At 63.0% G+C, this 12,422-nt stretch carries 10 protein-coding genes; 5 read left to right on the top strand and 5 right to left on the bottom strand.

Translation table 11 applies throughout. From position 1 onward, the window contains the following. Window positions 1–7 precede the first annotated feature (7 nt). Complete coding sequence (locus Q6D67_RS14705; RefSeq protein WP_304706420.1) at window positions 8–232, bottom strand: hypothetical protein; 225 nt, start codon at window positions 230–232, stop codon at window positions 8–10. 242 nt (window positions 233–474) lie between these two features. On the opposite strand from Q6D67_RS14705, the gene Q6D67_RS14700 reads away from it, so the two are divergent. The 5 genes from Q6D67_RS14700 to Q6D67_RS14680 all read left to right on the top strand — a co-directional run bounded on the left by Q6D67_RS14700 (window position 475) and on the right by Q6D67_RS14680 (window position 7,239). Next, window positions 475–1,728: an HD-GYP domain-containing protein gene (locus tag Q6D67_RS14700; RefSeq protein WP_304706419.1), complete on the top strand. Its 1,254-nt coding sequence runs from the start codon at window positions 475–477 to the stop codon at window positions 1,726–1,728. Window positions 1,729–1,937: 209 nt separating this feature from the next. Next, complete coding sequence (locus tag Q6D67_RS14695) at window positions 1,938–3,185, top strand: HD-GYP domain-containing protein (RefSeq protein WP_304706418.1); 1,248 nt, start codon at window positions 1,938–1,940, stop codon at window positions 3,183–3,185. Next, on the top strand, window positions 3,182–4,057 hold the full coding sequence (locus Q6D67_RS14690) for a mitochondrial fission ELM1 family protein (RefSeq protein WP_304706417.1): 876 nt from the start codon (window positions 3,182–3,184) through the stop codon (window positions 4,055–4,057). Before Q6D67_RS14695 ends, Q6D67_RS14690 begins: the two co-directional genes overlap by 4 nt. After that, the gene (locus Q6D67_RS14685) at window positions 4,026–4,709 is read left to right on the top strand and encodes a YrbL family protein (protein ID WP_304706416.1); all 684 of its coding nucleotides are present in this window, start codon (window positions 4,026–4,028) and stop codon (window positions 4,707–4,709) included. The genes Q6D67_RS14690 and Q6D67_RS14685 overlap by 32 nt, the downstream gene beginning before the upstream one ends. 181 nt (window positions 4,710–4,890) lie before the next feature. After that, the gene (locus Q6D67_RS14680; protein WP_304706415.1) at window positions 4,891–7,239 is read left to right on the top strand and encodes a bifunctional diguanylate cyclase/phosphodiesterase; all 2,349 of its coding nucleotides are present in this window, start codon (window positions 4,891–4,893) and stop codon (window positions 7,237–7,239) included. Here Q6D67_RS14680 and Q6D67_RS14675 read toward each other — a convergent pair. Genes Q6D67_RS14675 through Q6D67_RS14660 form a run of 4 tightly spaced genes read right to left on the bottom strand, consistent with a single transcriptional unit; the run spans window position 7,224 to window position 12,411 of the window. Further along, window positions 7,224–7,502: a DUF3144 domain-containing protein gene (locus Q6D67_RS14675; RefSeq protein WP_304706414.1), complete on the bottom strand. Its 279-nt coding sequence runs from the start codon at window positions 7,500–7,502 to the stop codon at window positions 7,224–7,226. The genes Q6D67_RS14680 and Q6D67_RS14675 overlap by 16 nt on opposite strands. A 36-nt stretch (window positions 7,503–7,538) precedes the next feature. Further along, on the bottom strand, window positions 7,539–8,225 hold the full coding sequence (locus Q6D67_RS14670; RefSeq protein ID WP_304706413.1) for a gamma-glutamyl-gamma-aminobutyrate hydrolase family protein: 687 nt from the start codon (window positions 8,223–8,225) through the stop codon (window positions 7,539–7,541). After that, window positions 8,222–9,241, bottom strand: coding sequence for an amidoligase family protein (locus Q6D67_RS14665; RefSeq protein ID WP_304706412.1), 1,020 nt, complete (start codon window positions 9,239–9,241; stop codon window positions 8,222–8,224). The genes Q6D67_RS14670 and Q6D67_RS14665 overlap by 4 nt, the downstream gene beginning before the upstream one ends. Before the next feature lie 8 nt (window positions 9,242–9,249). Beyond that, on the bottom strand, window positions 9,250–12,411 hold the full coding sequence (locus Q6D67_RS14660; protein ID WP_304706411.1) for an efflux RND transporter permease subunit: 3,162 nt from the start codon (window positions 12,409–12,411) through the stop codon (window positions 9,250–9,252). Between the last annotated feature and the right edge of the window lie 11 nt (window positions 12,412–12,422).

The raw sequence follows: 12,422 nt of genomic DNA, 5'->3' as shown, positions 1-12,422 counted from the left end.
GGTCAGGTCAATTTATAAGAACAGGGCCGGCGCGTTTGTACTCCACCGGAGGCACCAGACCCAGCCGCTGCCGCACTTCCGCCAGCGGTTCGCCCAGCAGATCCTCCAGTGGCAGCGCCGGCAGCCCCACGCCCCAGGGCCGCCCCCTCCGCCACCAGGGCGTCGATGTCGAGCCCGGGCACTCGCTTGCGGAAGCCGCGTCTGAATATCCCGCAGCCGGTTTGAGAGCCATTGCTCATCCGCGCTTAAACCGACACCGCGTGGTACTTCCTCGCTTGCCGCGACCAGCCCCGGGGCAGCGCAACGGCCGCTCCGGCACTGTCCGCTATGGGAGACGCGGAACGCATGATGCTGCCCCTGTTACCAAAATGAACGCCGGCACTATACCAAAATCCGGCGATACCGTGAGCGGCACCTGCACTGATAGGGACTTGCGCGTTACAATTGCGCCTTTGCGCGATCGCGGACCCGTCCATGCTGGATGCCCGAAAAGTTCCCACCGAAGACCTGCAGGTTGGCATGTTCGTCAGCCAGCTGGACCGGCCGTGGCTGGGTACACCATTCCCGCTGCAGGGTTTCCGCATTGCCGACAAGGATGAGATCCTGCAACTCCAGAGGTACTGCAAGTACGTGCTGGTGGATACCGAGCCGGAGGCAGCGGATCCGGAGCTGGGACTGCCCAAAACACGCGGCAGTCGCAAACACCTGCCCCTGGAAACCATTTTCTTCGATCGCAGCATCAAGTCCTACCAGGACAAGACCGACTTCATGGAGGAGCACAGCAAGGCCAGCGCAGTGGTCACCGCGCTGACCGAGGACGTTGAGGACATGTATCTCAAGGTCACCCGGAACAACAAGGTCAATGTAGTGCGGCTGAAGCAGTCGATCGACCCCATGGTGGGCAGCATCAGCCGCAACCCGGACGCCTGCGTCTGGGTTGCGCGACTGAAAAGCCACGACCAGTATACCTATGACCGGGCCCTGAGTTCCGGTATCTGGGCCGTGGCGCTGGGACGGGAACTGGGCCTCCCCAAGCAGGATCTCCGCTCGCTGGGCGTCGGCGGCATGCTGATGGATGTCGGCATGCTGCGGATCAACCCGGACTTGTTGGCCGCAAAGCGGTCACTGTCCGCGGAAGAAACTGCGGCGGTCCGGGAACACATTGACCACAGCCTCGAAATCATCCAGGCCAGCGGCATCATGAACCGCGACATACTGGACATGGCCGCCCACCATCACGAGCGCTACAACGGCTCCGGCTATCCACGGGGCCTGGCGGAGGACCGGATCCCCACCTTCGCCCGCATCGCTGGCCTGGTGGACGCCTACGGCGCGCTGACAACCGATCGCAACTATGCCCCCGCTGTATCTCCCGCTGAGGCAATGCGAATTTTGTATGAAGAGCGGGATATCGGGTTCCAGGCGGAACTGGTCGAAGCCTTTATCCGCGCGGTCGGCATCTACCCCGCTGGCACGCTGGTGGAGCTGTCTGACGGCTCCGTGGCCGTCGTGGTGGCGGAATACCGCGCCCATCGCCTGCGTCCCACAGTACTGCTGGTGCTGAACCAGAAAAAGCGGCCGCTGGAAAAACCACAGTTACTGAAATTACAGGCAGCCACATCAGGCTGGCTGCGCAAACCCATGCCCACGATCAAACGCGCCCTGGAACCGGGGGCTTTCGGGGTTAACCTGGACAAGCTGGACCTGCACCGCCAGTTCGGTATCTGACTGCGGCCCTCAGCGATAGCCCTGCAACGACCAGTTTGATGCCCTGAATTGCCGCCTTTGGCGCAACCAGCCGCGCTGAACGGGCGACAAATCCCAACTTTCTACAGTTTTTCTCAGTTTTTCTGGAGAAAAGCCGCTACAAATGCCTTCTCCAGGGCTAATCTAGGTCCATGGAGGTCACGCACCGTGGTCCGGGGGTAATGTGCGGCATGCTTGAGACGATCAAGATCGCCACTGCTGAACTGGAAGTGGGCATGTTTGTCAGTGCCCTCGATCGGCCGTGGCTGGAAACGCCGTTCATGATCCAGGGTTTCAGGATCGAGAATCGGATCCAGATTGACCGGTTGCAGGAATACTGCCACTACGTGTTCGTGGATACGCGGCAGAGCAAGCAACCCGCGGAGAAGGTGCAGCACGCCGCTGTGCACAAACGCGTCCCGGTTGCCCACATTTTTCGCGACCGCCTCCTCGATAGCTATGGCGACCAGAGCGACTTCAGCGAGGAGCGACCCCGGGCCGAGCAGGCTCTGGACCAGTTGATCAACGATCTCTGCGAAATTTTCGAGGAGGTCGGCAGGGGCGGCAAGATCAACGTCATCCACCTGCGGAAATCGGTAGAACCCCTGATCGGGAGTATCAGCCGCAATCCCGACGCCTGCCTCTGGGTAGCTCGACTCAAGCAACACGACCAATACACCTACGAACACGCTCTCAGCTCAGCGATCTGGTCGGTAGCACTTGGCCGGGAGGTCGGCCTGTCGCGGCAAGACCTGCGTTCGCTGGCCATGGGCGGCATGCTGATGGACATCGGCAAGCTGCGGGTGGACCCAGAGCTGCTGCATGCCAAACGCCCCCTGACCGCCAAGGAGTCGGCGTACATGCAGGACCATGTCTCCCACGGCCTGAAAATTATTGAAGAGAGTGGCATCATCAACCCCGATGTGCTCAACATGGTCGCGCACCATCATGAGCGCCACAACGGCTCCGGCTACCCACTGGGGACCAGAGGCGAAATGATCCCCGCGGTGGCGCGCATTGCGGCGATCGTCGATACCTATGGCGCGCTCACCAGCCACCGGGAGTACGCGGCGGCCATTGCCCCCTCGCATGCCATTCGGGTTCTCTATGATTCCCGCGATGAGGACTTCCAGGCCGAACTGGTAGAAGCCTTTATCCGCGCAATCGGTGTCTATCCCGCGGGAACCCTTGTCGAGCTGAGTTCCGGTGAAGTCGGGGTGGTGGTTGCGGAGTATCGCACCCGTCGCCTGCACCCGACAGTCATGATCCTGTTGGACCCGAACAAGCGGCGCCTGACGGTGCCGCTACTCAGGGACCTGCAGGATGCGAACGACCAGGCAGCAGGGCGTCCTGTCAATATCGTGCGCAGTCTTGAACCGGGCGCTTACGGCATCGACCTCGCAGGTATTGAGCGGCCGAAAGTCCACGCCTCAGCGTGACCGGCTGCGCCACCCCCCAGGTCATCTGGTGCCTTGAAGATGACCGGCCGGGACACCAGCGACAGCTGGCTGGCCTGGCGCAAGCCCTGCGCGATTTGCGGCCGGCACGAATTTGCCGGGTGGCACGGAAAGATTCACCCGCGCAGCTGCCGGCCCCCGGCCTGATCCTGACCGCCGGACGCCACAGTCACTGGCGCGGCCTGCGCTACCGCTGGCGCTACGGCGGCAAACTGATAGCGTTGATGGACCCGGGGCTGCCCCGGCCACTGTTCGACCTGTGCGTTGTCCCCGAACATGACGGGCTCAATCCTTCCCGCAACGTGCTCCTGAGCCTTGGCCCCTTGAACCCGGTTCTGCCGGCCACCGGCGCGACAGCGGATCGAGGCCTGATCCTGGTGGGCGGGCCATCGCGGCATTTCTGCTGGAACGATGCCCACCTGGCAGCACAATTGCAGCGGCTGCAGATCGCACTGCCGGCAGTGCGCTGGACCCTGACCACCTCCCGCCGCACACCCGCCAGCTTCCTCACCCTTCTGCGCCAACAGGCCAATCCGAAGCTACGGCTGGTCCCCCGGGAGGAGACCGGCCCGGACTGGTTGCTGCGACACTATGCCCGCAGTGGTGTAATCTGGGTTTCGGAGGACAGCGCCTCAATGGTCTACGAGAGCCTGAGCTGTGGCGCCGCGGTCGGTGTCCTGACGGTGCCCCTGCGGCGTCCGGGCCGTGTCAGTGGCGGCATCCAGCATCTGGAGCAGCAAGGGCGAGTAGCGCGCCTGGAGGAACTGGAGTGCCTGGGTACAATGCCCCCACCACGGCCACCACTACAGGAGGCGACACGCATTGCGCGGGAAATCAACCGTCGGCTCGACTGACGCAGGCTCGCCTCCGGACGCGGTGGTGCGGCAACTCGGTAGCGCTGCCGATGCCTTTGCGAGTGGCGACAGCCGTCTTTGCTTCGTCGACCCGCTGGATCCGGCCTGGTGTATCAAGATCCTGCGCCCTGATCGCAGTCCGTCCCGCAAGCGAAGAGGACAGTCCTGGCTGAAACGGCTCAAGCCGCTGCCGCGCTTCGACGACAACCTGCAGGAAATTCGTGCCTACCGGCTGCTGCAGCGCAGTGTCGGCCAGGCTGCCTACCAATTGATACCCATAATTGACGGGCTGGTTCCCACCAACCTCGGGCCGGGTCTTCGCAGCGAGCTGATCCGGGACGATGACGGCAATATCTCCCTCACTCTGCAGGCATACCTGGAACTCTACGGACGGAATGCAAGCCTGCAGACAGTGCTCGCCGACTTCAGCCGCGACTGGCAGGCCCTGGGGATGCCGTCGCGCCGCCTGTTGCTGCACAATCTTGTGGTCCAGCAGCGTGCCCTGAGGCCAAGCCGCATCGTGGTGGTGGACAGCGTCGGCTGGCCCGACCTGATACCGGCCGGCTACTGGGTCGCACCCTGGGCACGACACCGCGCAGGCAGGAAATTGCGCTATCTTGCTGCACTGATTGACGCGACAGGCCGAAAATAGCGTCCCCGGGACTTGCCCCCATTGGCGCACCCCGCGAAATAACGTACCTTACCGCACTGACAGGCCGCTGCATGAATATCATGGGATCAAAGAGAATCGAAAGCTTGCTTCTCCGTGCTTCAAGGGATGCGCACCTGGCCCCGCAGACAAACTCCAGAATTCCCCAGTGGAGACCAGGCGCGTGACCGTGGCCGGCCGCATCAATTTGCTCGTATTCACAACCGCAATCGGCATCGCCGTGGCGGTGCTGGCAGTCCTGGGACTGCGTGAGTACAGTCTGCTGCGTGACAGCCTGCTGCAACAGGCAGCCGCCGGTGTGGCCAGTGAGATACAGTTACCCGCCGATATTTACCTGCGCGATACCGAGCAACTGGACGCAGCACTTGGCCGCCTGCTCAGGCTCTCGCCCGCCGTAAGTTTTGTCCGTCTGCACAGTGCCGAGGGCACCTTGCTGGCAGGCCTGGAGCGATTCCCGGGTGCCATGGACGGGGTTCCAGCGTTCAAGGCCGTGCGCGGTGCCGGTGTGTCGGACCTGGACAGCAGCGTGACGTCCCATGCCGGCGGTGCCAGTCCGCCGGCCAGCGAGATACTGGCAACGCTGAGCGGTGGCGAAAAGTTGATTGATCTGTCCCTGCCGGTGTTTTCTGCGGTCAATCCAACCCGCAACAACCTTGCCCGGGACGATTTCGGACTTGCCCTGGCCCAGCCCCAGGGCAGCCGCTTCGTTGTCGGCTACCTCCATGCCGGTATCAGCCGCAGCATGCTGTTGCTGCTGATCCTGCCCACGCTCGGGATCATGGCCGCAATCGCCCTGCTCACTGCCATCGCCGCCAGCTGGCTTATCAGCCGCTATACCCGGAACCTCACCGCACCGTTGGCGCGGCTGGCGCAAATGGCGGACGACATTGCCGCCGGCCACCTGGACCAGCCGCTGACCGTCGATGGTGAAGGTGAGGTCAAGGAAATCGCCGCCGTGCTCAACACCATCATCGGCGGCCTGAACAGCTACAAGACCCGCATAGGGGTTGACCACCAATTGCTCAGCATGAAGGTCGAGGAGCGCACCGCACAGCTGTCCCAGCGCAACGAAGAGCTCAACCTGGCGGTCAAGCAGGTCACCGAAACCAAGGACAGGCTGCGCCAGATGGCGTATTTTGACAGCCTCACATCCCTGCCCAACCGGCGCCTGTTCACCGAGCAGCTCGACCTGCTCCTGCGTCTCTCCAAACGCAATAACGAAATGCTGGCCCTGCTGTTTCTCGATCTCGACAACTTCAAGCGGGTCAACGACTCCCTGGGACACAGTGCTGGTGACACGCTGTTGCGGGAGGTGGCCCAACGCCTGGCCAGTTGTGTCCGCGAGAGTGACGTGGTGGCCCACTTTGTCGATTCAGACTCGCGTATCGATGTCTCGCGCTTGGGAGGCGACGAATTCACGGTAGTACTGAACCAGGTTGAAGACGCAGAGGCTGTGCGCATTGTCGCCCAGCGTCTGCTGGATACCCTGCTCCAGCCGGTGGAAATCCAGGGCCACGAGCTGGTGATCACCCCCAGCATTGGTATCGCCCTGGCGCCCCACGATGCCAGCGATCTCGAAGGTCTGCTCAAGGCCGCCGACACAGCCATGTTCCACGCCAAGGCGAGAGGCAAGAATACCTTCGTGTTCTACACCAGCGACATGGATGCGGCAGGCGTGGAGAGGCTGAGGCTGGAGACCGATCTGCGCAAGGCCCTGGAGCGGAATGAACTGTTGTTCCACTACCAGCCACAGGTAGACACACGCACCGGTACGGTCGTCGGCGCGGAGGCGCTGCTGCGCTGGCAACATCCGGAGCAAGGCATGATTCCGCCTTTCAGGTTCATCCCGGTCGCGGAGGAAATCGGGCTCATCGGCGAGATGGGCAACTGGGGCATACGGGAGGCCTGTCGCGAACTCGTCGAGCTGCGCAGGGAGGGATTGGAGCTGCCGAAAATTGCAGTCAATGTCTCGGCGCTGCAGTTCAACAAGAATTTCTGCCCGACGGTGAAGGAGATTCTGGACGCCAGTGGCCTGCCGCCTTCCGCGCTGGAACTGGAGCTCACCGAGAGCATCTTGATGGAAGACAGCCACGGCACGGTCAAGGCCCTGCAGGAGCTGAAGGCGCTGGGCTTGCGGCTGTCCATTGACGATTTTGGTACCGGTTACTCTTCGCTCAGTTACCTCAGCCGGTTCCCACTCGACGAACTCAAGATAGATCGCAGCTTTGTGATCGATTTCGACAAAAGTGCAAACGACGCCAGCCTGGTGCGGGCGATCATCGCCATGGGCCAGTCCATGCAACTGGAATTGGTCGCGGAGGGCGTGGAGACCAGCGAACAGTTCCACTTCCTCACCCGCCACGGTGCCGAGGTCATTCAGGGCTACCTGTTCAGCCGCCCCGTGACAGCCGCCGAGTTACGGCCCATGCTGGCGCCGGGTTACTTCCTGGAACAGATCCGGGAGATACGCGCGGAAGCGGATCTCCCGGCCAGCACTCAGCTGCCTGGCTGAGACCCGGCAGCTTCCGCCTGCTCGCGCTTGGCGCGCTGGATATTCTCCAGGTTCTGCTTGTAGGCCGCGGTGACCTTGTCCACGCCGGAAGCATTGAGCCCACCGTCATTGCCGGCAACGGAATAGGTTGCGTAGACACCCGACGCCGTCATCAAGGCCGCCGAGACGACCCGTGTCGGCATGCCGTCGTTCTTCATCGTATTGGCCAGCTCGATAAAACGCTCCATGCACTGCAAGTGGATCTCAGAATCAGATTCGCTCATAAAAATATCCCCGTCCTGCTAAAAACACACAGTCTATCACCTGAGCGCAAAGCGTTCATCGCCTGTGGCGGCCTGCACCAGCGCCCGGAACAGAGCCCGCTGCGGGGCCCGCAAGGGCAAATACTCCGGGTGCCACTGCACCCCGTAGAGAAATGCCTCGGCGGGATGTTCCACGGCCTGGACAAAACCGTCCAGGTCGCGACCGCAGACCACCAGCCCCTCGCCGAGGCCCTTGATGGCCTGTTGATGGAGACTGTTGATGCGCACGCGACCCTCCCCGAGGATGGCTTCCAGCCCTGATGCTGACTCAACCAGCAGTGTCTTGCGCGCCAGCGGCGTGCGGCGATTGGACGTTTTCCGGCGCAGGTTACGCAGGTCCGGGTAGAGGCTGCCGCCGCGTACAACATTCATCAGCTGTGCGCCGCGGCAAATCCCCAGCACCGGCAGGCGAGTGCCCATAAGGTGCTCCAGGACGCGAATTTCAAAGCGGTCTCGCTCGGGATCGGCCGGCCCCGGCGCATCGTGTTCGTCAAGGTACAAACCGCGGTCTATGTCGTCTCCCCCGCTGATAACAATGCCATCCAGCGCAGCCAGGTCGCCGGGGCGGGAATGGGTCAGATACACAGCCCTGGCGCCTGATTGCCACAGTGCCCAGCGGATGAACCACCAGGCCAGTGGCAGACCCTGGTCGCTGCCTGTGACCCCGATCAGCGGCCGTTTCATGCCAGTTCAGGCAACAGGTACTCGGCGCTGACTTCTGCCCAGTCGCCGAACAACCCCCCCGCAAGACCGGACAAGTGCTTGTAATACTGCCGGCCAATACGCTGCAGCCGCGGAGGATCACAGGCCAGCGCCTCTACCTGCAGCCAGTCGCGCCAGGGCTGTACCAACGACCAGTTCGGGTCATCGATCTCGCAGTTGGGCAGCCGGTAGTGCAGGGTCGGGCGGGACTTGACGCGGTCGTCGTCCACGGCCTTGCGCACCCGCTTTTCATCGAGATGTGCAAACAGCGGCAACATGTCCAGTGCCCGGTTGCGGGTGGGGTTGTGCCGCAGATAATCGGCGATCAGCTGCGTCTGGTCCGGAGCATAGTCCTCCTGCAACAGCAGCTTGACGTAGGGTCTCTCAAAAGGATCGATATAGGGTGTGATCCTGCGGCTCAGGTTGACCTTGCTGCGCTCCCGCAGCCAGTCAAACAGGCAGACAAACGCCCGCAGATAGGCCAGGATCGTCTCAGCCTCCAGGTCGGGCATTTCCGGGTTCAGGTGCAGGCCGTAGGCGTAATGAGGGGCAACACTGGTGCCCTCGGCCCCAGCCTGGCGCAATACCTGGAACAGGTCACCCAGACGCCAGAGGTTTGCCATGGAAATCGGCGGGCTGACGATCTCGAAGGGTACCACCTGCTCTGCTGCCAGTTTCAGCACGCTCTCACCGAACTGGCCCAGCTCATCGGGCGCATCCTCCAGGGCGCGTTCGCGGCCGCGGCGCTTGAGCCAGGCGAAGTCCAGCTCCACCGCGAAGTCACCCAGGCTACTGTCGCACAGGAACAACTCATAGGGCGACACCGTTTGCACCTCGCCACCGAGGTGCTTCTGCATCAGGTCGACTACGCGGTCCAGCGGGATGCCGGAGAACTCCAGTTCCACCCCAAGCCGGCGGGGCTGCCCATCCTGGGTTTCGGTGCGTGGCGGCATGGGCCACTGACTTTCGCGGTACTGGTCAGACAATGCTGTGGTCACGGCATCCCTCATATGGCTGCATCTCGGCGGTTTCCCAGGCGATACTGCTGCCACTGCAGGACGAACACCGTCAGTGCCGGCAACAGGGTCAGCGTGACAATCGCCGCGCCAAGGATACCAAACATGACTATGACTCCCACCCCCCGGTACAGTTCGGTGCCGGCGCCCGGGATCAGTACCAGAGGCGCCAAACCGCACAGGGTGGTAATGGTTGACATGGCGATGGGGCGCAAACGCGCCTCTACCGCTTCCTGCACGGCTGCCACAGCGGTCATGCCCTGCCCGGCCAGATTGCCCACCGCGCGGTGCACAATCAATATCGGATTGTTGACCACCGTCCCCATGAGGATCAGAAAGCCGAGCATGGTAATCATGTCGAATGGTTGCACGATTCGGGCCATGCCCAGCAGCGGCAACCAGCCACCCACCGTATTGAGCAGCCACAAGCCGCCAATACCCCCCGCAATTCCCAGGGGGATGGAGGTCATGATCAGCAGGGGATAGCCCCAGTGGCTGAAGATCGCCACCATCAGCAAATAGATCAGCAGCAGAGCCACTGCATAGTTCCCGAGAAGGGCTTCCCGGGTTGCATCAAGCTGGTCCGCCGCGCCTGAAATCGTCAGGCTTACCCCCGCGGGCACCTCCCCCCGGCTTTGCAGTTCGCGCACCACCTGTTCCCGGACCATGGCCACACCGGTCTCCAGCGGCACACTGCGGGGCGGAATGATATTCAGGGTCACGGTGCGGCGGCCATCGACCCGTCGTACCTGGGCCGTGTCGACACTCTCTACAATCGCCGCCAGTGAACTCAATGGCACCACGGCGCCGGCCGGTGTGTAAATGGGAAGGTGGGGCAAGGCGTCCAGCGACGCCGCCTGGCCGACATCGCTGTAGAGGTAGATATCGATCTTGTCATCGGCGAGAAAGAATTCATCCACGTAGCTGCCGTCGGTCAGGGCAGCCACGGTAAAACCGATGGCACCGGCATCCAGCCCCAACTCCGCCGCCCGCTCCCAATCCGGACGGACTTCCACCAGGGGCTGGGCCAGGGTGAGGGACGACGGTCGACTCTGGATCCGGGGATTGGCAAACACCTGCTCCGCCTGGCGGTAGGCCGCCAGCGCCACCGCGTAGATGTCCTCCAGCCGGGCGCCGGAAATATCCAGGTTGACGCTGCGGGTGCCGCCGTCATTGCTGGTGATGATCGATCCGCGGGCGGCAAAGGCCCGCATGCCCGGATATTGCTGGTAACGCTCGGTCAGCACATCCATCAGGGCCTCGATGTCGGCCGGGTTGAGCGGCTCCGAGATGATCCGCATCGAGTCCGGTGCCACCCGCATATTGATGTAGGACAGCGCCGGCACTTCCGCCTCACCGCGGCCGAACGCCTCGGGGTCGGCATCGACGAAGGGCAAGAGCCCGGCGCCCACTTCCTGTGCGATTTCCGCCATGGCGCCCAGATTGTAGCCCGGCGGAGCGTTCATGACCGCGAACACCTTGGGCTCTTCCCCCTCGGGGAGGTATTCCGCAGGCGGCGTCAGCGCGATCATAAACCAGACGCTGACCCCGGTCACCAGCGCAATGCAGGCCACCCGCCGGCGCGCGCTGGACAGCAGAAATGCGACCGAGCTGAGCGTAACCTCACGCCAGCGGCGGCCGATGCCGGCGTCCGCCGCGCCGCTGCGACCCAGGGACAGGCGCGCTGCCGCGGTGGGTAACACGGTGATCGCCACCAGCATGGAGGCCAGGATCGCCGCGGCAATGGCCACCGCGACGTCGGAATACAGCTGCCCCGCCTCTTCCTCGACGAACACCACGGGGATGAACACCAGGACTGTGGTCATGGTGGACGCGAACACCGCCGGCCAGACCTGGCGCACGCCCTCCACCGCTGCCCGCAGCCTGGACGCACCCCTGCGGCGCTCGAGCTCGATGCTTTCCAGCACCACGATACTGTTGTCCAGGGTCATGCCGATGGCAAAGGCAATTCCCGCCAGCGAAATCACGTTGATGGTACGCCCGGCCAGCAGCAGCCCCAGAAACGCCACTGTGATGCACAGCGGGATCCCCATCACGCCGACAGCGGTGGCCCGCCCCGAACGCAGGAACAGGTACATGACCAGGGTCGCAAACAGCGCTCCCAGAGCGAGGTTCTGCCAGACATTGCGCACCGAAGCCTGGACATAGCGGACATCGTCCGAGGTCAGCCGCATCTGCAACCCGGCGGGCTCCAGCAATTCGGCGTTGATAGCCTCCATTTCCAGCAGCATCTCGCGCTTGATGTCGATGACGTTTGACCCCGACTCGCGCCGGATCGACAGGGAGATATTGGGTTCGCCGTTGTAGAACGACAGATTGCGTTTTTCGAAACTGCCCGCCCGTACGATCGCCACATCCTGCAGGCGAATCACCGCGTCGCCGCGCCGCGTCAGGATCAGCTGTTCCAGTTCGACCAGATCCTCGAAACGGCCGACAGTGCGCAGCAGATATTCCCGCTTGCCCGACTCTATGTCACCGCCGGACCGGTCGCGGTTCCGGCTGCGCACCGCATCCCGCACATCCGTCAGGGTCAGCCCGCGCAGCGCCAGACGCCCCGGGTCGACGAGGATCTGGATCTGGCGTTCGGCGCCGCCGCCGACACTGACCTCGGAAACCCCCGTTACCCTGGCCACCCGGGGCTTGACGTAATCCTCGACAAAATCCAGCACCCGGTCCATCTCTACCTGCCGGGGATTGCCGGCCAGCGGGGTGATGCTGAAAAACATGAACGAGTTGGCGGAAAAGGAGTTGGCGAAAATACGCGGCTCATCCACGTTCTCGGGATAGGCCGGCACCTGGCTGAGCGCGTTGTTGACCCGGATCAGCATCTCGGTGATGTCGGTGCCAAAGGGAAATTCCAGCTCGACCTCGGCGCTGCCACTGCGGGCTGATGCCACGATACGCGACAGGCTGGGCAGATTGCGCAGATACTCTTCCTGCTCGACCAGGATCTCCTTCTCCACGTCCTGAGGCGTGGCGCCGGGCCAGGTCGTGCGCACGCTGATCACGCGGGTGTCGAGATCGGGAATCATCTGCACGGGAATGCGCAGGGCAGCGATGACGCCGACCACCAGCACCATCAGCACGATGACCGTGACCAGGGTGCCCCGCTGCACCACCTGCTCAAACACGATGCTTGTCC

Origin of the sequence: Haliea sp. E1-2-M8 (assembly GCF_030649675.1) — a bacterium.
In the GTDB taxonomy this organism is placed as follows: Bacteria; Pseudomonadota; Gammaproteobacteria; order Pseudomonadales; family Halieaceae; genus Haliea.
The sequence above is the reverse complement of the archived record's forward strand: the minus strand, read 5'-3'. Positions and strand labels throughout refer to the sequence as shown.

Bases quoted from the DNA above. Each gene is read 5' to 3' on its own strand.
- Q6D67_RS14705 (WP_304706420.1), bottom strand. From the start codon at position 232: ATGGCTCTCAAACCGGCTGCGGGATATTCAGACGCGGCTTCCGCAAGC.
- Q6D67_RS14700 (WP_304706419.1), top strand. From the start codon at position 475: ATGCTGGATGCCCGAAAAGTTCCCACCGAAGACCTGCAGGTTGGCATG.
- Q6D67_RS14695 (WP_304706418.1), top strand. From the start codon at position 1,938: ATGCTTGAGACGATCAAGATCGCCACTGCTGAACTGGAAGTGGGCATG.
- Q6D67_RS14675 (WP_304706414.1), bottom strand. From the start codon at position 7,502: ATGAGCGAATCTGATTCTGAGATCCACTTGCAGTGCATGGAGCGTTTT.
- Q6D67_RS14670 (WP_304706413.1), bottom strand. From the start codon at position 8,225: ATGAAACGGCCGCTGATCGGGGTCACAGGCAGCGACCAGGGTCTGCCA.